Below are 20,504 nucleotides of genomic sequence, written 5' to 3'. Positions count from 1 at the left end.
TACCGTACCGTCATTGTCTCACGCGCGACGACACGGAAGGAGAAAGATTCAAACGACCCGATCGGCGTGACCTGCACGTTCCAGTCCCCGACGTAAACGCACGAAGCGCGAAATCTGGACAGGACTGCACCCGGCCGCCGTGAAGCGGCCGAGTCATGGTCGACGCGAGAAGTTTATCATGTCGCCGAGCGGCGACTTGATCTCGTCACGCTTTAGTCCAGCTTGATGTTCGCAGCCTCGATCACCTTCTTCCACCGCGCCGTCTCGGCGGTGATGTAGGCTGCGAACGGCTCGGAATCCAGCGCGACCGCGGTAGCGCCGAGCTCGACCATCTTCTGCACCGTCTCCGGTTGCTGCATGAAGGCGCGGATCTCGGCCGAGAGCTTCTCGACGATCGGCTTCGGCGTGCCAGCCGGGACGAAGAAGCCGTGCCAGGCCACGGCCTCGAAGCCCGGCAGAAATTCGGCAACGGCGGGCACTTCCGGATCGAAGGCGGCCCGCTTCGGCGTCGCAGTCGCGAGCAGTGCGAGCTGGCCGGTCCTCACCTGCGGCAGCAGCAGCGGCACGTTGTCGAAGGCAAGATCGATCTGGCCGCTAAGCAGATCCGTCAGCATCTGGCTGGACCCCTTGTAGGGCACGTGCACCATCTTGGTGCCGGTCATCTGCTGAAACAGCTCGCCGGCGAGATGCTGCGAGGTGCCGACACCGGCCGAGCCGAACGAGACCTTGTCCGGATTCGCCTTCAGATAGGCGATCAGTTCCGGTACGGTGCGCGCCTTGATCTTGTTGGGGTTGACGACGAGCACGTTGGGCACGACGCTGATCTGGGCGACGGGCGTAAGATCCTTGTCCGGCTGATAGCTGAGCTTCGGACCATAGAGCGACGGGTTGATCGCGAGCGCGGACGTGCTGGCAACGCCGATCGTGATGCCATCAGGCGCCGACTTCGCCAACCGCGTCACGCCGAGGATCGAGCCGGCGCCGCCGACATTCTCGACCACGAAGGGCTTGCCGAGCTTCATCTGCAAATGGTTGGAGACCTTGCGCGCGAAGATGTCGGCGGTGCCGCCGGCGGCGAAGGGAACGATCACCGTCACCTGCTTGGACGGATAAGCGTCCTGGGCTTTTGCCGGCGAGGCCGCCAGCAGCATGAGCGAGGCAAGAACAAGCCATATCGATCTCATCGAAGTTTCCTCTGTTTTCCGTGTTGTTGATTGGCTGCCGCGCGCAAGCGGCGGGGACGGCTAGAACGCGACCTCGTACATGTTCAGGATCGCATCCCGGCCGAGGTCGCGTGGATTGTTGTCGAGCAGGCGGCGAATGGCGTGCGCCTCATCGGCCATCACCTCCAGGTCGTCCCGAGGCACGCCGAGCGCTGACAGCCGCATCTCGATGCCGAGATCGGCGCAGAACTGGTAGGTGGTGTCGAACGCCAGCTTTGCATCGCCCTGCTTCGGCAATCCAAGCGCCTGAAGCACGGCGACGGTCTTCGCCTTCACGGCCGGCATGTTGAACGCCAGCGTGTGCGGGAAGATCACGGCGCAGGCCAGGCCATGGGCGATATGATGGCGCGTGCCGAGCGGATAGGCGACCGCATGACCGGCAGTGGTGTTCACCGGCCCCAGACAGTAGCCGCCATAGAGCGAGGCCAGTGCCAGACCTGCGCGCGCCTCGCGATCGTCGCCGTCGGCCGCCGCCCGCTTGAGATACCGTCCGACCAGCCGCGCGCCTTCGAGCGCATAGAGGTCGATCGCGGGATGCGCCTTGCGGCTCGTATAGGCCTCGACGCAATGCGCCAGCGCGTCGACGCCGGTCGCCGCGGTGACCTCCTTCGGCACGGTCATCGTCAGATCCGGATCGACGATGGCGATGTCGGCCAGCATGAACCGGCTCTGCACTGCCTGCTTGTTCTGGCTGACAGGATCGGTGACGAGCGCACGGGTGCCCGCCTCGCTGCCGGTCCCGGACGTGGTGGGAATCTGCATCAGCGCCACGCTGCGGCCCGCCACCTTCTCCGGCCCGACGATGTCGGCGAAGGCCGCATCGCTCGTGCACATCACCGCAACCAGCTTGGCGAGATCCATCGCACTGCCGCCGCCGAACCCGACGACGAGGTCGGGCTTGGCTTCGCGCGCCATCGCGACCGCCTTTTCAAGATTGGGCAGGTCGGGCTCCGGCTTCACGTCGCCGAACACCTTCACGACGCCCGGCAGCGCCAGCGTGTCGACGCGGCGCGCGTTGAAGGGATCGGAAATCACCAATGGCCGTTTCGCACCGATCCGCTCGGCGAAGCGTGCCGCAGCGGCAATCGTGCCGCAGCCGAATTCGAGGACGGTCGGACGAAGGATCTCGATGGGCGTGAAGGCATTGGTCATCGTACGCTCGGTCTCATGACTTGGATGCGGAAGCGCCGGCGGCCAGCCGTTCGGCATAGTCGATGGCCTCGATCAGGCTGTGCTCGTTGGCGATGCCCTTGCCGGCGATATCGAAGGCGGTGCCGTGATCGACGGAGGTACGGATGATCGGCAGACCCAGCGTGATGTTGACGCCGGAGAGCTCCTGCCAACGGCCGGTGGCAGGATCGACCTGGAAACCGAGCAGCTTGACGGGGATGTGGCCCTGATCGTGATACATCGCGACCGCGGCATCGTACTGGCCGGCGCGCAGCTTGACGAAGATGGTGTCGCCGGGCACCGGACCGACGACGTCGAGACCGTCGGCGACCGCCTTGGCAATCGTCGGCGCCGACACGTCGATGTCCTGCCGGCCGAACAGACCGCCCTCACCGGCATGCGGATTGAGCGCGGCAATCGCGATCTTCGGTTTGGCAATGCCGAGTCGGCGCAGCGCGTCGTTGGTGAGGTCGATCACCAGGCGCAGGCGCTCCGGCGTCAGGCGCTTCGGCACGTCTTCCAGCGCGACATGGGTCGAGACATGGCTGACGCGCATGTTGCCATGGGCGAGCAGCATCACCGAGCCGCGCACGCCGGTGAGATGGGCGAGCATCTCGGTATGCCCGGGGAAATGATAGCCGGCCTTGTTGAGCGCTTCCTTGTTGAGCGGTGCCGTCACGATGGCGGAGGTCCGTCCAGCCTGCGTCAGGCGCACGCCCTGCTCGATCGCCTTGTAGGCAAAGCGGCCGCCGTCGGCGCTGAGGACACCGGGCTTGATCGGCTCGGCTTCGGCGTCGGCTTGGAGGAAGCACAGATTCGGCCAGTCGCGATCCTCGTTGCTGACCTCGGGGATGGCAATATCGGCACCGAGCGCGGCCCTGGCCCCGTCGAGCGCCGCCCCGCTGCCGATGATCAGCAGGCGCAGATCGCCCTTCGCGATCCGGTCCTTCAGTCCGACGCAGGCCTTGATGATGATCTCCGGCCCGATCCCGGCGGGATCACCCATGGTGATGGCAAGATGACGAGAGGTCATGTCGGACTCCCCATATTGAGCAAATGATTGTCCCGGAGCAGATCGCGCCAGAGCTCGCTGGGCCCGAATGCACCGGACTTCGAGACGACGTCCGTTCCGGCCCACCGGCCACCCTGTAGGATCGAGCGCGGCAATCCCGGCACGATACGTCCCGTCACCTGGAGCGCGTGCGCGCCGAGGGCAACGCACGCCGCCTTCAGGGTCTCCCCACCCGCAACGATCAGCGTGCCCGGCGGTTCGAGTGCCGCGATCAGTGCCGTCATCTCGCGCGCGATCCGACGCGCCGCCTCGGCGCGTGTCAGGCCCTCGACGAGCGAGAATTTGACCAGCACCACGCCGTCATCGACCAGCCTGCACCGGACCGGCGCAGCGCCCTCGCCTTCGGCAAGCGCGATGGTCGCCACTCCGCACGCCGCCAGCTGAGACGCTGTCGCAAGCTGGTCCGAGCCGAACAAGCCGAGCACTGGCAGCTTCAACCGGTCCGGCGCGTCGGCGCGATGGCTGCGGGCGAGCGCGCCGGCCAAGCCGCCGCTGCCGCACCACAGCACGGGCCCAGGCATGCGCCGCCCCATCTCGACGACCAGATCGAGATCGATGTCGCTCTCGGCATCGAACACCTGGACGCCGCCCCACGACAACGTGTCGGCCTCGCCCTGCCGCGCCGCGATGCCTTCCTGCCGCAGCTGGGCCAAGAGATTGTCACCGACGCGGTGCCACTCGCCCTGGACCGTGCGCGCGAATTGCTGGCCATTCAGGGTACGGCGCCCCTGATAGTCAAAGGCCGGCGCGACCACGCAGGATGCCCAATCCCCACCGCGCAGGCAGGAGCCGAGCTCGGCCGCCCACGCGCCGCGAAGGAGGCTATCCACCTTCTTGTAGGCGATCGTCGCGCCGCGAAGCTGCGGCGCCAGCCGTGCAACGATCTCGATGCTCTCGGCCTTCGATCGCTCGCGCGTCCCGCAATCGATCGCGAGGCTCGAAGCGAACGTCATCGCAGGCGCTTCCGGCCAGGTGACGTCGAACGGTCCGCACAGGCCGACGAACTCCGCCGCGGTATCGAGCGCACCGGTGAGATCGTCGGCGAGCAGGCGGACACTCGTCATTGTCGCGAACCTCCGGCCGCGAAGATCTTGCCCGGGTTCATCAGGCCGTTCGGGTCGAGCAATCGCTTGATGTCGCGCATCAGCTCGATGTCGAGCGGATCGGCGACGCGGGCGAGCCGGCCGCGGTTGGTGATGCCGATGCCGTGCTCGGCGCTGATCGCCCCGCCTTGCGCTGCGGTCTCATCGTCGACGACCCCGTTGATCTCCGCCACCAGCGCGGAGGTTGCCGCCGGATCCTGGCAATGAGCGCGGTCGATCAGAGCGATGACGTGGATGTTGCCGTCGCCGATATGGCCGTGCATCACCACGTTCGCATGCGGAACCGCGGCCTTGATCCTGGCTTCGACATTGGTCACGAAGGCCGCCTGGCGCTCCAGCGGCACCACGCTATCGTGCGACACCACGTAGCCGCTGCGCTTGTTGCCTTCGGACACGCTATGCCTGACAGCCCAGATCGCCTTCGCCTGCGCGAGGCTGGACGCGAGGATGACGTCCTCCGCGAGCCCCGCCTCCATCGCCTCCGCAAGCACCGTGGCCAGCGGCTCGTCGAGATCAATGCCGGCGAGCGTGTCGGTCAGCTCGACGATCAGATACCATGGCGTCGTCAGCTCGAAGGGGATGGCCACGTGCGGCACGGTCGCGGCAATGGCCACGATCTGTGAGCGTGACATGATCTCGAGGCTGCCGAGGCGGTCACCGACCGCACCGCGCAGACGCTGCAGGATGTCGAGCGCCTGCCCGACGCCTTGCAATTTCAGCAGCGCCAGCGCCGAGCTGCGTGGCGGCGCAAACAATTTCAGCACCGCGGCGGTGATGATGCCCAGCGTACCCTCCGCGCCGATGAAGAGCTGCTTCAGGGCGTAACCGGTGTTGTCCTTGCGCAGCGCGCGCAGTCCGTTGAACACACGCCCGTCGGGCAGCACGACCTCGAGCCCGAGCACGAGATCGCGCGTCGGCCCATAGCGCAGCACGGCCGTGCCGCCGGCATTGGTCGAGATATTGCCGCCGATCTGGCAGGAGCCCTCGGCGCCCAGGCTCATGGGGAAATAACGGTCGACGCTGCGCGCCGCATTCTGCACCTCGGCGAGAATGCAGCCGGCCTCCACCGTGATCGTGTTGGCGAGCGGGCTGAGGTCGCGCACGGCTCGCATACGGTCGAGCCGGATCACGACATTGCCCACACGATCGTCCGGCGTTGCGGCCCCGCACATGCCGGTGTTGCCGCCTTGCGGCACGATCGCGAGGTGCCTGTCAGCGCAGTATTTGACGACGGAAGCGACCTCGGCGGTCGAACCGGGCTTCACCACCGCAACCGCGCGGCCGTGATAACGCCCGCGCCAGTCCACCACATAGGGCTCCTGGCCGGCTCCGGGCGCGATGACGTGCTTGTCGCCGACGATGGCGGCAAGCCCGGCAAGCGCATCCTGGAAGGAATCGGACATCGGATCGCCTCGTCGGCCGTGCCTAGACAGCGGCAGCGAACGCCGCGGCATTCGCGAGCAGCTGTTTGAGCTGCTCGGGCTGCAGTGACTCCAGTGGTGGGCGCAGGCGCTGCCATCTGGCATGCTTGGTGCGATCGGCCGCCAGCGCCTTCAACGAAGCCATCTGCGGAAATTGCGAGACGAGCTCGCGGGCCTTCACGATTCGCGCCTGCGCCGCCTTGAGCGCCGGATCGTCATCGCTGTCGCCAAAGTGCTTGAAGACATAGGCAAGACTGCGCGCGACGACATTCGAAGTCGCGGTGATGCAGCCCGCGCCGCCCTTCCGCAGCAGCGGCAGCATCAGCGGATCGGCGCCGCCCAGGACGGCGAAGCCCGGAAATCGCTCGACCATCGCCGTCATGTTGGCGAAGTCGCCGGACGAATCCTTGATGCCGGTGAACGTGGCCGGATATGCCTTGCGCAGACGCTCGATCAGCGCATGCGAGATCGGTTGCGCCGACATCTGCGGGTAGTGATAGAGCACGACCTTCAGGCGCGCATCCCCGATACGCTGCACCACTTCACTGTAGGAGGCGAAGATGCCGTCATCGCTGACGTTCTTGTAATAGAACGGCGGCAGCATCACCACGGTATCGACGCCGACCGAGAGCGCGTGACGCGTCAGCGCGATGGTATCGCTGAGCGCGGCAACGCCCGTGCCGGGAAGAAGTTGCCGCGGCGCGATGCCGGCGGCCACGACCGCCTCGAGCAGCGCAATGCGTTCTGCCACCGAGAAGGAGTTTGCCTCCCCTGTCGTGCCGAGCATCGCAATGCCGTCGCAGCCTTCGTCCAGAAGATAGCGGCAATGCTCCACGAAGCGCGCGTGATCGGGCGCGAGTTCAGCGTCGAGCGGCGTCAATGCGGCGGAGAACACGCCGTGAGGGTGGAGCGATGATGTCGACAAAACTTCCTCCGATCGCCAGAACAAGATTGTTCGGAATGCGAACATTTGTTATTTTCTGATCCAGTCGTAAAATCAGCGCGCCCCCGCGTCAAGGGCGATGCTGTCATGGCGGGGCATTCGAACATGGCCAAGGTCGAAAAGAAGGCCGCGAAGCGAAAAGCGAACCCAAATCCCAAGAATTACGTTGCCTCCGTCGGCAAGGCCTTTGCCGTGCTCAAATGTTTCACCAGCGAGGCTTTCGAGCTGACCCTGAGCGAAATTGCCGCACGCGCCGGCCTCGATCGCGGAACCGCGTTCCGCCTGATCCAGACCCTGGTCGAGCTCGGCTACCTCCAGGCGGTGCCGCAGAGCCGCCGGTTCCGCCTCGGCGTGGCCTGCCTCGACCTCGGCTACACCGTGCTGTCGCATGGATCGCTGCGGAGCATCGTCGAGCCGCTGCTGCGCGGCCTCGTACCCGATGTCGGCGATGCGGCCTCGCTCGGCATCCTCGACGGCGGCGACGTGGTCTATCTCGCGCGCGTCGGCGCCGGCCTCGACCGCCACAAGATGGACCGCCGGCCGGGCACACGCATTCCCGCCTACAGCGCCGCGCTCGGCCATGTCATGCTGGCGTGTCTGGCGCGGGACGAGCAGATCGCGCGGCTGGAATCACGTCCTCGCGTGAAGCTGTCGGAGCGGACGCTCACCGATCTCGACACCCTGCTCGCCCGGCTCGATCAGGTGAAGAAGAAGGGCCATGCCGTCTCGGACGGCGAGAACGCCTACGGCCTGCGCACGCTGGCGACGCCGATCTTCGATGCCCAGGGCCTCGCGATCGGTGGATTGAGCGTCACGATCGATGCGATGCGCATGGACATGCCCGCCTTTCGCGACGAGGCGCTGCCCAAGCTGATGCACGTGACGAAGCAGGTGCAGGATATCGCGATCAAATCGGGATTGACGGGCTGAACACGGTCGGCGATCTCTCGAACGTCATTGTGAAAGGGCTTTCGAGACCTATATCGTCGAAGTGCCCTGCCGAACCTGATTTCCCTTGAGAAAATCCGTGCTCATATTCCTGCTGCTGGTCTTCGTGCCGATCGGGATTTCGGCCGTCCGATATTTCTGGGTCGGGGATGGCCGCGGCAATTGGCAGACCGCGGACCGTTCCAGCGCTGGCCTGCTGCCTCCCGCCATCTCGCATTCGGACGCCCTGATCCGGGTCTACGCCGCGCGAACGGTACGGTGGCGAAGCATCTTCGCGGTACACACCTGGATCGTCGTCAAGGAAAAGGATGCAGCCACCTACAGCCGTTACGACTATACGGCGTGGGGGGAACCGATCCGGAGCAACGGGTTCGTCCCCGATGGCCGCTGGTTCGGAGCCATGCCCGAGGCCGTCGTCGCCATCGACGGCGCAAAGGCGGAATCGCTGATCCCCAAGATCCGACATGTCGTCGAGAATTACAGATTTCGAACCTATGGCGATTACAGCGCCTGGCCGGGTCCGAACTCGAACACCTTCGTCCAGGCCGCTTTGGACGCCGTGCCGGAGCTTCACGCGGTCCTGCCGCCGACCGCGATCGGCAAGGACTACCCCTATTCCGGACGATGGATCGGGCTCACGGCCTCGCGCACCGGCTTCTATGCCTCGCTCTCGGGCTATCTCGGCCTCACGCTCGGCTGGGTCGAAGGTCTCGAGATCAACTTCTTCGGCGCCGTACTCGGCTTCGACGTTCGGCGCCCCGCGATCAAGCTGCCGGGCATCGGCCGTCTCGGTGTTGCTGCGGGCCTGTAAGGCTTGCCGATGATGCTTGGCTAGACGGCGATGCGATCGAAGTCGGCTGCGATCCGGGTGTTCGGAAAGATCTCGGCTGCTTCCGCAAGGACCTCGTCGTTCTCGTAGCGGCCCGACTGATGCGTAAGCACGAGCTGACCGACATTGTTCGCGGCCGCAAACGCGGCCGCATCACGCGCAGTGAGGTGGCCATAGTCGCGCGCCGTCGATGCGTCGCGATCGAGGAATGTCGCTTCGATCACCAGCAGATCGGCATCGGAAGCGTATCTGGAGAGACCCTCGGTGGTCTCGGTGTCGCCGATCACGACGAGCTTGCTGCCGACGCTCGGCGGCCCCAGGACGGCTTCCGGATCAATCGTTCGGCCGGCGATCATGACCGGTCGTCCTGCAGCCAATTCTCCGCGCGAGGGACCGTCGGGAACGCCGAGCGCTGCGAGACGATCGGACAAGAGATGGCGACGGGCGGGACTTCTGAACACGAAGCCGAAACTGTCGGTGTCACGATGGCGGACGGTAAAGCAGTCGATGGTGAAGTCGCCGGCGTCGACGACCTGTCCTTCCGTCAGCGGCGCGAACGCGACCGCGATCGGCGCCCTGCCCGCGCCCCACAATCCCGCGAGCATGCTGATGACGAGATCGAGCGTGCCCTGCCCGCCATGTACGGTCATCGTATCGGCGTTCTGCCGCAAGCCGAGCGTCGAGAAGAGACCGGGAATGCCGAGCACGTGATCGAGATGAGCATGCGTCAGCAGGATGCGGTCGAGCCGCCGGAAGCCTGCGCCGCTGCGCAACAGCTGGCGCTGCGTGCCCTCGCCGCAATCGACCAGGATGCGCTTGCCCGCGGCTTCCACCAGAAGCGCCGGATGGTTGCGCTCCGCGGAGGGAACGCTGGCCGAGGTTCCGAGAAATGTCAGGGCGAACATGCGTCGCGTACTAGCTGTGGACGATCTCACCGTCCCCAATGCCACGCGAGCAGCAGCGCGTACAGCCCCATTGACGCGGCATAGAGCGCGACAAGAAGTGCATATCCCGCAATCTGGCGGTTGATCGCCGCCTTCGGCGTGACCCACCAGCCGAGCGCCCTGAAGGCGGCCGGCACCAGCCACCAGCCCAGCAGCTGCGTGCTGACGAGATTGCCAATGAAGAGCGAAAACCAGACCGGCACGCCACGACTGTCGATCAGGGGGGCGCTGATGAAAGTGCCCCAGAGATAGACCACGGGATAGAGCACCAGAAGAACGATCAGGTTGCTCTTCCAGATCAGGCTTGAGCTCTGCTCCGGGCCCTGCGCCTTGCCGGAAGGGAACCAGAAATTGAAGCCGTAGCTTGCCCGCTTGACGTTCATCCCGGCGTTGAAGCGCTCGCCTTCCCTCAGAAGGGTCTGCCGCAGCGGCGAGTCCAGCCATGCATTGAGATTGGCATCGGTATCGAACGACAGGATGATGATCCATTCGTCGTGCAGGCCCGGAATAGGCCGCTCGATCTTGTGGCGCAGAAATCCCTTGAACTCGGCTTCCGCGGCCTGGATGCGCTGCTGCCATTTGAGGAACGCATCCTCGAGCCCGTCCGGGACCTCGAAGGAGATGACGGCGGAGACCGCATTGTCGCGCTGAACGCCGGTGTCGGGCAGGATATGGACGTCTTCCGAACCGACGAAGAAGCGCTGCACCTGTCCGATCAGCTTCGCCCGCACCTCGCTCTGAAGCCAGGCGCGCGCCGCGGCCGGGCTGGCGAAACGCAAGATCGTCACCCAGTCGACATGCGCCGGTGGCTGCGGCGGCACGACCTCCTGGCTGAGGAAGCCGGGCCATGCCTTGAGCGCCTCACCGACCTCGCCGTTCCAACGTGCGAACGCAGCAAAGCCGTCGTCAGTGATGCGGCGCTGGATGACGAGAGCGACCGGCTGACTGGCCGCATCGGGAGTTGCGCTCATTGGCCGCCGTCCGCTTCAGGTCTTCTTGTAGAGACGCTTGCCCATCACCCAGGTCTCGTCGACGCAGCGGTCGTCACCGACCATCATGACGGCGAACAGCATGCTCGCCGCCTCGTCCATCGTGCGCGGCCCGGCACCGTCGGCGATCAGCGACTGGTGCCACGCTTGCGCCGCTTGCCCGCCATTGGGATCGAGTGCGACGAAATCGGCCTCCTTGCCGGGCTCGAAATTGCCGAGCTTGTCGTCGATATAGAGGCCTTCGGCACCGCCGAGCGTGATCGACCAGAAACCGCGATAGGGGGAAAGCTTGTTGCGCTCGGCTTCCGCGAGATCCTTGCGCGTGGGATCGATGCTGCCGTCGAGCAGCGTGTTGTTGCACATGCCGACCTTGTAGGCGTCGTCGAGCACGGAGATCATCGAGAAGCGGTTGCCGCCGCCGACATCGGTGCCGAACGACATCTTCACGCGATGCTCGGGATCGGTAGCGCGGCCGAGCCGGAACAGGCCGCTGCCGAGGAACAGGTTCGAGCACGGGCAGAACACCACCGCCGCGCCCTTCTTCGACATGCGGCGGAACTCGTTGTTCGAGAGATAGACGCCGTGACCGCCGGAGAATTTCGGCCCGACCAGGTCGAACTTCTCGTAGACGCCGAGATAGTCCTGGCAGTCCGGATGCTCGACGAGGACGCCACTGCATTCGGCCGGATTCTCGGAGATGTGGGTGTTGACCCAGCAGTCCGGGTGCTCGTGCTTGAGGCGCTGACACGCCCTCAGCAGTTCCGGCGAGGCGCCGAAGGCGAAGCGCGGTGTGATGGCGTAGAGGTTGCGGCCCTTGTTGTGGTACTGCGCGATCAGCCGCTTGCTGTCGCGATAGAAATTCTCCGGCGTATCGATGAAATCGGCCGGCGCGTTCCGATCGATGCCGGTGAGGCCCGCGATGACGCGCATGTTGCGGCGGGCCGCTTCCTCGAACAACTCTTCGGTCGAGACGGGCGAGGAGCTCGTGAAGGCCTGGCAGGTGGTGGTGCCGGAGGCGAGCAGCGCGTCGAGGAAACGCTTGACGCCCTCGCGCGCGTAGTTGCGGTCCCGGTATTTGAGCTCTTCCGGATAGACCCACTTCTGCAGCCACGGCAGCAGCTGCTCACCATAGGCTCCCAGCACACGGGTCTGCGGCAGATGGATGTGGCCGTCGATGAAGCCCGGAACGATGATGCGGTCCTTGATGTGAGTGACCTCGACGCCCGGATGCGCGGCGGAAATCTTGTCATAGGGACCGAAGGCCTTGATGACGCCGTCGGTGACGACCATGAGGCCGTCCTGGTGAAAGCGCGCGGCCGCCGGCTCGTTGCCGATGTGCTTCCAGGGATCGTCGACGAAGTCGAAGAACGTGCCGCGAATACCAACGGTGGTCATGACGAGGTTCCTTCCTTAAGTCTGTGTGGCGTGACGCGCCGAAGGCAGCGAAATCGCAAGCAGCGTGCCGGCGACGGCGCAGAGACCGAGATAGAGCCATCCGAGCGGGGCCTGCGTCGCTTCGGGCAGCACCGCCGCGATCGCCATGGCCCCGCTGACCGCGAGATAGCAGAGCGCGCTGATGAGGCCGCCGATCAGGCCGTGGTCGCGCTCGAACAGGCCGAGCGCCATGCCGTACATCATCGGGCACAGCACGCCGCAGCCGCCGAGCACCAGCGCGCCGCCGAGCGTGATCGATGCAAAATCAAGACCGAGGGTCATGCCTGTTACGGTCAGGACGGCGGAGCCCGCGAGAAACAACGCAAAGGCGCCGAAGCCCATCGTGCGGGCCGGCATGAAGCGCGCGAAATGCGCGCAGCCGAGCTCGCCGGCGAGATTGACGCCACCAAGGCCGAGCGCAACGAGGCCGTAGATCGCCGCGGAGTAGCCGAGGCCGGTCTGGTAGAAGAACGGCGCGACGACGCCGAACGCCAGCTGCGCGCTTGCGGCGGCAGCAAAGACCAGCACGAAGGCGAGGAAGCCTGGGCGGACAATCGCCTCGCGCAGAATGTCGGCGGTGCGGCGCGGATCGAAAGGCGCGCGCCGCTCTGCCGGCAACGTTTCGGGCAGGAACAGCACGACGACCGCGGCGACGATTGCCGCGGCAATCGCAATGACGACGAACACGCCGCGCCAGGACGTCAGCTCGACGATGAAGCCGCCCGCGGCCGGTGCCAGCACGGGCGCGAGACCCCAGGCCGCGCCGAGCAGGCCGGAAATCGCCGTAAGCTCGCGTCCACGATAACAGTCGGCTCCGACGGCATAGGCGACGACGAGACAGGTGCAGCCACCGACGCCTTGCAGGAAACGCAGCGCGAGCAGCAGTGTCGCGCTGGTGGCCAGCGCACAGGCAATGCTCATCGCGATGAGAACCGTCAGGCCCGCGAGCAGGACGTTGCGGCGGCCGAGTGTGTCGGAGGCGATACCGACCGGCACCAGCGCGAGAGACATGCCGAGCATGTAGGCGGTGACGGTGTTCTGCATCGAGGCCGCGTCAGTGGCGAGATCCACCACCATCTGCGGCAGGCCGGGCGTATAGGCGTCGAGCGGAATCTGGCTGAACGGCACGACGCACAGCAGGATCGGCACGATCCACCGCTTCGCGCGATCGGCGTCCGACGCAATTGCAGTCATGGCTCACGCCCCCTCGACGCCCGCCGGTCCCGTCTTTTCGTGCACGCAATGAGACACGATGCAGGTTGCAGGCCTTGACGCGCGGAACGTGCCAGAACTGTGTGTAAAAACTCTTAGGAGGTCCGGTATCGGTACGGAGTCCGGGGCTGGTGCTCAGGCCCACGGGCGCTCAAACAAAAATGCGAAAACAACCCCATGCACGGTACAAATCATTGAAGAATTTCGCGCCGCATGAACGCGCCCTCCGGGCAGGCATTAACCGCCCGGAAGGCATGGCAATTCGATCGAGAGCCGGGCCGCCCGAGTGGGATCAACGCAAGAAGCCCTCGATAGCGCCGAGAAATTGTTGCGGTGATTGCAGCTGAGGCACGTGCGCACATCCCGAAATGATCTTGAGTTCGGCGCGCGGCAGACCTGCAGCCAGCTCGTGCGACATTGGCGGCGGCGTCGCCTCGTCGTGTTCGCCGACCATGACGAGCACCGGCACATCCAAGCCAGCGAGCTCGGCACGAAGATCAAGACCAGCCAATGCATCGCACGCGGCGCGAAACACATCCGGGTCCATCCTCAGAAAGGCTTCACGGCGTCCCCGCATCAGCTCCGGGTGCTGCGCCTGAAATTCGGGCGCGAACAGGCGGCGCATCGCAACATCGGTGATGGCCTCCAGTCCCTTCTCGCGCGAGATCTTCGCCATGTTGCGAAACGCCTCGCGGCCGGGCTCGGAAAAAGCTGCGCCGCAATCGGCAAGAACGAGCCGGCTGGCAATTCCCGGATGGCGAAGTGCCATCTGCAGGGCGACGAAGCCGCCATAGCCATTGCCAAGCACGATGGGCGGCGCACCGCCCGCGGCATCCTCCACCGCCTCGGCCATCCGGTCCGCGACAGCAGCGAGTCCACCCTCGACCACGCGTGAGCGGCCGAACCCCGGCAGCTCCGGGACGATGGTGCGAAACGACGTCTCGAGCTTCGGCACGATCGCGTCGAAGCTTGCCCGATCCGACAGCAGCGAGTGGAAAAGAAAGAGCGGCGGCCCCTCGCCCGTCTGCGCGGCGTTGACGGTCCCGTTGGCAAAAAGCCTGTCCATGTCCGGTCTTTCCCAAGCTGCATCAATCGGATCACGCCTGCTCGCGTGCCCTGGAAGCCCCGATTGATAAATCAACTGACAGAGAATTCAAGCATTTGGCTCTTGACGTGAAATATCACGACTGGAATATTAAGCATCAGAAGAGGCGTGATCACATGCTTTTGCGCGAGAATATCTACGATCTTCTCAGAGCTGATATTTTAGCCTGTCGCTTTGCGCCAGGCGATGAAATGCGAGAGCAGGACCTGGCCGAGCGCTATTCGGTAAGCCGGCAGCCGGTCCGGGACGCGCTTTTGCGGCTCCAGCGCGAGCACCTCGTCACGGTGCAGCCGCGCCAGGGCTATCGGGTCACGCCGATCTCGCTCTCGGATGCCCGCGACCTCCTGCGCTTCCGCCTTGCCCTGGAGCCGGCCTGTGTCGCTGAGGCAATCGAGAGCGCGCCCGACAGCGTTCTGAAATCGCTCGACGAATTCCGCCGCTTCTCGGGCAGCCACGAGGACTTCATCACCTACAATCGCGGCTTCCACACCGCGCTGGCGCATGCCTCCGGCAATCGCCGCATGGCGACCGCGCTGTGCGACCTGATCGGCCAAGCCGACCGGCTGGTCCGCGTCAGCATCTCCAACCTGAAGGGCCACGACCCCACCAAGCTCGTCGCCGAGCACGTCGCCCTGATCGACGCCATGCAGAACCGCGAAACGCGAACCGCGGCCCGCATCATCAAGGCCCATATCGGGGCCACCGAAAAACGTGTGCTGCCGGCGCTCAAGCGCAACGCCGTCATCGTCGAAGAGAGGTCATCATGAACGTTCCCTCCAAACCCGCGTCAATCGACGTCGAAACCCACGGCAATTTCATCGATGGACGTGAAGTCGAAGCCGGTGCCGGCGCGATGCTGGATGTCCGCAATCCCGCGACCGGCGACGTGATCGCCCGCATCCCCAACTCGACGGCCGAAGACATCGACCGCGCCATGAAGAGCGCGCGTGCAGCGTTCGAAGGCAAGGCCTGGGGCGGCATGGACACGCGCGCGCGTGCCAGGCTGGTCAACAGGCTGGCCGACGCCTTCGAGGCCAATCTCGACAGCCTGTACCGGCTGGAAACCCTCAACAACGGCCGTCCGGTCAACGAGACCCGCGCCCAGCTCTCCCGCCTGCCCGATTTCTTCCGCTACTTCGCCGGCCTTGCGCTGTCGCGCCGCGATTCCGTCATCCCCGTCGAAGGCGCCTATCTGAACTATACGCTCCGCACCCCCATCGGCATCGTCGCCAACTGCACGCCGTTCAATCACCCGCTGATGATCCTGTGCAAGTCGCTCGCCGTGGTGCTGGCGACCGGATGCGTCACCGTGGTCAAGCCGTCCGAATACACGCCGCTCACGACCCTGAAGCTGGCGCAGATCTTCACCGAAGCGGGCCTGCCGCCCGGCGTCTTCAATATCGTGCTGGGACTTGGCCCGAGCGCCGGCAAGATGCTGGCCGAGCACGGCGACATCAACAAGCTGGTCCTGACCGGCGGCACCGAGGCAGGCCGCATCGCCGGCAGCGCAGCTGCAAAGGTGTTTGCGCATCAGACCATGGAGCTCGGCGGCAAGACGCCTGTGATGGTGTTCGACGATTTCGACGTCGATCGCGCCGTCAATTACGCCGCCTTTGGCGCGTTCATCGGTGCGGGACAGACCTGCGTCTGCGCCTCGCGCCACATCGTTCAGGCCTCGATCTACGACGAATTCGTCGAGAAGCTGCAGGCCAAGACCCGCACGATCCGCGTCGGCGATCCCTTCGATGCAAACACTCAGATGGGTCCCGTGATCTCTGCCAAGCAGCGCGACCGCGTGCTCGCCTATGCGGGCTATGGCCACGCCGACGGCGCGCGTCTCGTCGCCGGCGGCGTCGCTGCGAAAGTGCCGGGTCACGACAACGGCTATTTCGTCGAGCCGACGGTCTTCGCCGACGTCAAATCCGACATGCGCATCTTCCAGGAAGAAGTGTTCGGTCCCTTCACCTCGGTGACGCCGTTCAAGGACGAGGCCGATGCGCTACGGCTCGCAAACGATTCGCCGTTCGGCCTCGCCGCGGCCATCCGCACCCGCGACGTCGCCCGCGCGCACCGCGTCGCAGCTTCCGTCAAGGCCGGCATCGTCTGGATCAACGATCATCACCGACTCGACCCGGCCTCGCCCTGGGGCGGCGTCGACGATTCCGGTATCGGCCGCGAATGCGGCACCGAGAGCTTCAACGACCACTTCAACACCAAGAGCGTGATGGTCGCAACGCACGAGCAGCCGTTCGACTGGTATCGCGACACGGCCAATCAGAAGCGGCTGAACTGACAAAACGAGAGGCGGCCGACCGCCCATAGAAGGCGGACCGGATCAAGCAGAATAACAGTCAAGGGAGAGCGTCAATGTCGACATCGGTGAACGCAGGCAGCCGTCTTGATCGGCTGCCGATCGGACCATTCCACCGCCGCATCATGCTGCTGATCGGCATCGGCATGTTCTTCGACGGTTTCGACATTTACATCGCCGGGACCGTGCTCAGCGTGACGCTGAAGTCGGGCTTTTCGACGCTCGCCCAGAACGCGGCCTTCATCTCCGCAACCTTCGTCGGCATGATGCTCGGATCGTTCGGCACCGGCTTTCTCGGCGACCGCTTCGGACGCCGCTTCACCTATCAATTCAATTTGCTTCTTTTCGGCATTGCCTCCCTCGCCGCGGCATTCTCGCCGAACATGACTTTCCTGATCGCCTGCCGCTTCGTGATGGGCGTCGGCCTCGGGGCGGAGAACGTCGTCGGCTATTCGACGATGACGGAGTTCGTGCCGGCCCGCACCCGCGGCAAATGGCTCGGTCTCACGGCCGTGTGCGTCGTGACCGGCCTGCCCGCGGCTCTTTTGATCGCGTCCGTGCTGGTGCCGCACTTCGGCTGGCGCTCGATGTTCGTGCTCGGCGGGGTCGGCGCCCTCGTCGTCTGGTACATGCGCAAGTCGCTGCCGGAATCGCCGCGCTGGCTGGAAGCCGTGGGACGCACCGCTGAAGCGGAAGCGTTGATGCAGGCGATCGAGAAGGAAGCGGCGCAGGGACGGCCCTTGCCTCCACCCGCGCCCACGACACCCGCGCCGGTCGCCCCCGATCTCGGCACGTTGTTCACTGCGCCCTTGCTGTCGCGGATGATCGTCGGCGCCATCTGCCTGATCACGATCAACACCCTGCTCTACGGCTTCGTGACATGGCTGCCCGTGTTCTTCGTCAAGCAGGGCCTGTCGGTCGCGACATCGTTCGGCTATTCGCTGCTGATGGCGCTCGGCGCGCCGGTCGGCTCGGCCATCGGCGCATTGACCGCCGACCGCTGGGGCCGCAAGCCCACCATCATCGGCGCATCGCTGATCTCGGTGGCGCTGGGCATCCTCTATCCCATGATCTCCGATCCGATCCTGCTGCCGGCCGTGGGCTTCGCACTGACGGTGCCGATCTACGTCCTGGTCGCGCTCCTGTTCGGCATCTACATCCCCGAGCTGTTTCCAACCGAGGTCCGGCTGCGCGCCTCAGGTATCGTCAACACGCTGGGGCGTGGCGCCACGATCGTCACGCCGTTCCTGGTCGTATCGCTGTTCGAGTCGCGCGGCGTCGCCGGCGTGATGGCGCTGATGATCGGTCTGCTCATCGTGCAGATCATCACGGTCTGGGCCCTGGGCATCGAGCCGCGGCATCGCAGCCTCGAGGAGCTGAAGGCGGAGGAAACGGCGTCGCCGGTGCTCAAGGAAGCGTCCTGACCTCCCTCCACAGCGTCATGGCCGGGCTTGTCCCGCTCGGGACAAGCCCGGCCATGACGACCTCCTGCTCGAATACCCTGCGCCCTCTCACCCAGGCAGGTCTGGTTCCCGTTGCGCCGCCTCCTCATCCCGCTCCCAACATTGCATGCTCGATGCCCGGATCGGTTCGCCGAGACGAAGAGATGTGGAGATCGCGATGACCGCAGACGCCGCTGACCTGAATTATGGCTCGATCGGCGCATTGCTGAGCGCCCTCCGCGCACGCAAGGTTTCTGCGTCGGAATTGCTCGAACACACGATTGCGGGCATCGAGGCGCTGGACGGACCGATTAACGCGATCATCGTTCGCGATTTCGATCGCGCAAAGGACGCCGCGCGCGCCGCCGATGCCGCGCTTGGCCGCGGCGATCGATTGCCGTTGCTCGGCATTCCCGTGACACTCAAAGAACCGTTCAACGTCGCCGGCCTGCCGACCACATGGGGCTTTCCGCATTTCAGGGAATTCCAGCCAGCGAAAGACGCCCTCATCGTCTCGCGGCTGAAGGCGGCAGGCGCCATCGTCATCGGCAAGACGAACATCCCGATCGGCTTGCGGGATTTCCAGAGCTACAACGAGATCTACGGGACCACCAACAACCCGTGGGACCTCGGCCGGTCGCCCGGCGGCTCCTCCGGCGGATGCGGCGCGGCGCTGGCCGCGGGCTTCAGTCCGCTCTCGATCGGCTCGGACATCGGCGGCTCGATCCGGGTCCCCGCGCATTTCTGCGGTGTGTTCGGACACAAGCCAAGCCTCGGCCTGGTCCCGCTGCGCGGATACAGCCTGCCGCCCGCTCCGCCCGTTCCTGGGCAGGGCGATCTGGCTGTCGTTGGACCGATGGCGCGCTCGGCCGCGGACCTCGCCTTGGCGCTCGACGTGATTGCGGGCCCCGACGAGACGCGCGACGGGATCGGCTATCGCCTTGCATTGCCTGCGCCGCGCCATGACGAGCTGAAGAACTTCCGGATCCTCGTGATCGACACCCACCCGCTGATGCCGACGGGTGAGGCCGTGCGTTCCGCCATCGGGCGCTTGGCGGAACGGCTCGAACGATCAGGCGCGCGAATTGCGCGCGCGAGCACATCATTGCCTGATCTCGCCGAATCCGCCCGGCTCTACATGAAGCTGTTGAACGGCGCGAGAAGTCCTCGCCTGACCCCGGCCGCCCTTGCAGAGGCGCAGGGCCTTGCCGCCGCACTCGCGCCCGATGACCGCAGCCTCGAGGCCGAACGCGCGCGCGGCTGGGGCATGCTTCATCGCGAATGGCTCGCGGCCGACGCGGCCCGTCTGCAGTTGCAACAAAAATGGTACGAACTGTTCCGCGAGTTCGATGCGGTGATCTACCCCGCCGCCGCCGTGCCGGCCTTTCCACAGGACCAGTCCGAGCCGTTCGACGCACGGCAATTGGACATCGATGGAAAGCTCTACCCCTACGCCGATGCGTGCTTCATCTGGGCGGACCCCGCCTCGACCTGCGGTCTGCCGGCGACCGCCGTTCCGATCGAGCGCACGGCTTCCGGCCTTCCGGTCGGCGTGCAGATCATCGGGCCTTATCTCGAAGACCGAACCCCGATTGCGCTGGCCGGCCTGATCGAACGCGAATTCGGCGGCTTCGTGCCGCCGCCGTCGCTACGTTGAACACCATCCGCGAAATGACAAAGACCGTTTACACCCTGTCGGTCGACTGCGCCTCGACCGCCTGCACCGCCACGCTCGCGACCTGCCGCAAGGCCTCGCGGTCCGAGCCCGAAGACGCCATCACGCCCATGCCAACGGAAACCGCGGACACATAGCGCGCGAGCGCGGCGGGATCTGACGTCGGCTTCAGGTCGCCCTCTGCCTTCGCACGGACAAAACGGTCGCGGAGCTGATCTTCGTTCTGGGCGCGCCGTGCGGCGAGCTCGAACGGGACGCTCTCGGAGCCGGTGCCACAGGCGATGCCGCCCTGCACGAGCAGGCAGCCGGGCGGATTGGCGGGATCGGTCTGCTTCTCGGCGATGCCCATCAGCATCCGCTCGGCGACGGCCCGGGCAGTGGGGGCTGCAACCACCTCGTCCATCCAGACGCCGCGCAATTTGGTGTAGCGATCGAGCGCGGCCTTGAGCAAACCTTCCTTGTTGCCGAAGCAGGCGTAAAGGCTCGGGGGATTGATGCCCATGGCCTCGGTGAGCTGGGCAATCGTCGCGCCCTCATAGCCATGGCGCCAAAACACTTCCATCGCCTGGTCCAACGCCGTCTCGGCGTCGAATTCGCGGGGACGTCCCATGCCCATATGCCTGTCTCCTCGGAATCGGCGGCCCGTATCAGCCTAACGCCTGATCCTATCTATTTGTTCTAGC

Annotated in this window: 18 protein-coding genes; 6 read left to right on the top strand and 12 right to left on the bottom strand. The window is 65.4% G+C overall.

Annotated elements, in window-relative coordinates; genetic code table 11:
• Nucleotides 1-212 precede the first annotated feature (212 nt).
• The 6 genes from HAP40_RS16200 to HAP40_RS16175 are packed head-to-tail and all read right to left on the bottom strand — an operon-like array spanning nt 213 to nt 6,914.
• Nucleotides 213-1,184 carry a Bug family tripartite tricarboxylate transporter substrate binding protein gene (locus HAP40_RS16200; protein ID WP_166816873.1) on the bottom strand — a complete coding sequence of 324 codons (972 nt, stop codon included), beginning with the start codon at nt 1,182-1,184 and terminating at the stop codon, nt 213-215.
• 60 nt (nt 1,185-1,244) lie between these two features.
• The gene (locus tag HAP40_RS16195) at nt 1,245-2,375 is read right to left on the bottom strand and encodes an iron-containing alcohol dehydrogenase (protein WP_208024769.1); all 1,131 of its coding nucleotides are present in this window, start codon (nt 2,373-2,375) and stop codon (nt 1,245-1,247) included.
• Between the two features lie 13 nt (nt 2,376-2,388).
• Nucleotides 2,389-3,426, bottom strand: coding sequence for a 4-hydroxythreonine-4-phosphate dehydrogenase PdxA (pdxA, locus tag HAP40_RS16190; RefSeq protein WP_166816875.1), 1,038 nt, complete (start codon nt 3,424-3,426; stop codon nt 2,389-2,391).
• Nucleotides 3,423-4,529 carry a four-carbon acid sugar kinase family protein gene (locus HAP40_RS16185; RefSeq protein WP_166816876.1) on the bottom strand — a complete coding sequence of 369 codons (1,107 nt, stop codon included), beginning with the start codon at nt 4,527-4,529 and terminating at the stop codon, nt 3,423-3,425. Before HAP40_RS16185 ends, pdxA begins: the two co-directional genes overlap by 4 nt.
• Nucleotides 4,526-5,971, bottom strand: a complete 1,446-nt coding sequence (locus HAP40_RS16180) for an FAD-binding oxidoreductase (protein ID WP_166819479.1) — start codon at nt 5,969-5,971, stop codon at nt 4,526-4,528. The genes HAP40_RS16185 and HAP40_RS16180 overlap by 4 nt, the downstream gene beginning before the upstream one ends.
• A gap of 22 nt (nt 5,972-5,993) precedes the next feature.
• Nucleotides 5,994-6,914 (bottom strand): dihydrodipicolinate synthase family protein, encoded by a 921-nt coding sequence (locus tag HAP40_RS16175; protein ID WP_166816877.1) that lies wholly within the window; start codon nt 6,912-6,914, stop codon nt 5,994-5,996.
• 105 nt (nt 6,915-7,019) lie between these two features.
• Here HAP40_RS16175 and HAP40_RS16170 point away from each other — a divergent pair, with 105 nt between their 5' ends.
• Together HAP40_RS16170 and HAP40_RS16165 are read left to right on the top strand one after the other, a co-directional pair.
• Nucleotides 7,020-7,862 (top strand): IclR family transcriptional regulator, encoded by an 843-nt coding sequence (locus HAP40_RS16170; protein ID WP_246741089.1) that lies wholly within the window; start codon nt 7,020-7,022, stop codon nt 7,860-7,862.
• Between the two features lie 97 nt (nt 7,863-7,959).
• Nucleotides 7,960-8,691, top strand: coding sequence for a DUF3750 domain-containing protein (locus tag HAP40_RS16165; RefSeq protein WP_166816878.1), 732 nt, complete (start codon nt 7,960-7,962; stop codon nt 8,689-8,691).
• Nucleotides 8,692-8,711: 20 nt separating this feature from the next.
• On the opposite strand, the gene rnz is transcribed toward HAP40_RS16165, so the two are convergent.
• The 5 genes from rnz to HAP40_RS16140 all read right to left on the bottom strand — a co-directional run bounded on the left by rnz (nt 8,712) and on the right by HAP40_RS16140 (nt 14,354).
• Nucleotides 8,712-9,614 (bottom strand): ribonuclease Z, encoded by a 903-nt coding sequence (rnz, locus tag HAP40_RS16160; protein ID WP_166816879.1) that lies wholly within the window; start codon nt 9,612-9,614, stop codon nt 8,712-8,714.
• Nucleotides 9,615-9,640: 26 nt separating this feature from the next.
• On the bottom strand, nt 9,641-10,624 hold the full coding sequence (locus HAP40_RS16155; protein WP_166816880.1) for an antibiotic biosynthesis monooxygenase: 984 nt from the start codon (nt 10,622-10,624) through the stop codon (nt 9,641-9,643).
• Between the two features lie 15 nt (nt 10,625-10,639).
• On the bottom strand, nt 10,640-12,037 hold the full coding sequence (gene guaD, locus HAP40_RS16150) for a guanine deaminase (protein ID WP_166816881.1): 1,398 nt from the start codon (nt 12,035-12,037) through the stop codon (nt 10,640-10,642).
• 15 nt (nt 12,038-12,052) lie between these two features.
• Entirely contained in the window at nt 12,053-13,270 is a 1,218-nt protein-coding gene (locus HAP40_RS16145; protein ID WP_166816882.1) for a multidrug effflux MFS transporter, read from the bottom strand.
• Nucleotides 13,271-13,580: 310 nt separating this feature from the next.
• Complete coding sequence (locus HAP40_RS16140) at nt 13,581-14,354, bottom strand: alpha/beta fold hydrolase (protein ID WP_166816883.1); 774 nt, start codon at nt 14,352-14,354, stop codon at nt 13,581-13,583.
• Between the two features lie 155 nt (nt 14,355-14,509).
• Between HAP40_RS16140 and HAP40_RS16135 the strand changes: the two genes are divergently transcribed.
• The 4 genes from HAP40_RS16135 to HAP40_RS16120 all read left to right on the top strand — a co-directional run bounded on the left by HAP40_RS16135 (nt 14,510) and on the right by HAP40_RS16120 (nt 19,803).
• Nucleotides 14,510-15,160 (top strand): GntR family transcriptional regulator, encoded by a 651-nt coding sequence (locus HAP40_RS16135; RefSeq protein ID WP_166816884.1) that lies wholly within the window; start codon nt 14,510-14,512, stop codon nt 15,158-15,160.
• Entirely contained in the window at nt 15,157-16,686 is a 1,530-nt protein-coding gene (locus tag HAP40_RS16130; RefSeq protein WP_166816885.1) for an aldehyde dehydrogenase, read from the top strand. The genes HAP40_RS16135 and HAP40_RS16130 overlap by 4 nt, the downstream gene beginning before the upstream one ends.
• Before the next feature lie 74 nt (nt 16,687-16,760).
• A complete protein-coding gene (locus HAP40_RS16125; protein ID WP_166816886.1) occupies nt 16,761-18,128 on the top strand; it encodes an MFS transporter in 1,368 nt (455 codons plus the stop codon).
• Nucleotides 18,129-18,324: 196 nt separating this feature from the next.
• Nucleotides 18,325-19,803: an amidase gene (locus HAP40_RS16120; protein ID WP_166816887.1), complete on the top strand. Its 1,479-nt coding sequence runs from the start codon at nt 18,325-18,327 to the stop codon at nt 19,801-19,803.
• Nucleotides 19,804-19,831: 28 nt separating this feature from the next.
• On the opposite strand, the gene HAP40_RS16115 is transcribed toward HAP40_RS16120, so the two are convergent.
• Nucleotides 19,832-20,437 (bottom strand): TetR/AcrR family transcriptional regulator, encoded by a 606-nt coding sequence (locus HAP40_RS16115; protein ID WP_212286260.1) that lies wholly within the window; start codon nt 20,435-20,437, stop codon nt 19,832-19,834.
• Nucleotides 20,438-20,504 lie beyond the last annotated feature (67 nt).

The sequence above is a fragment of the Bradyrhizobium sp. 1(2017) genome, assembly GCF_011602485.2.
In the GTDB taxonomy this organism is placed as follows: Bacteria; Pseudomonadota; Alphaproteobacteria; order Rhizobiales; family Xanthobacteraceae; genus Bradyrhizobium.
The sequence above is the reverse complement of the archived record's forward strand: the minus strand, read 5'-3'. Positions and strand labels throughout refer to the sequence as shown.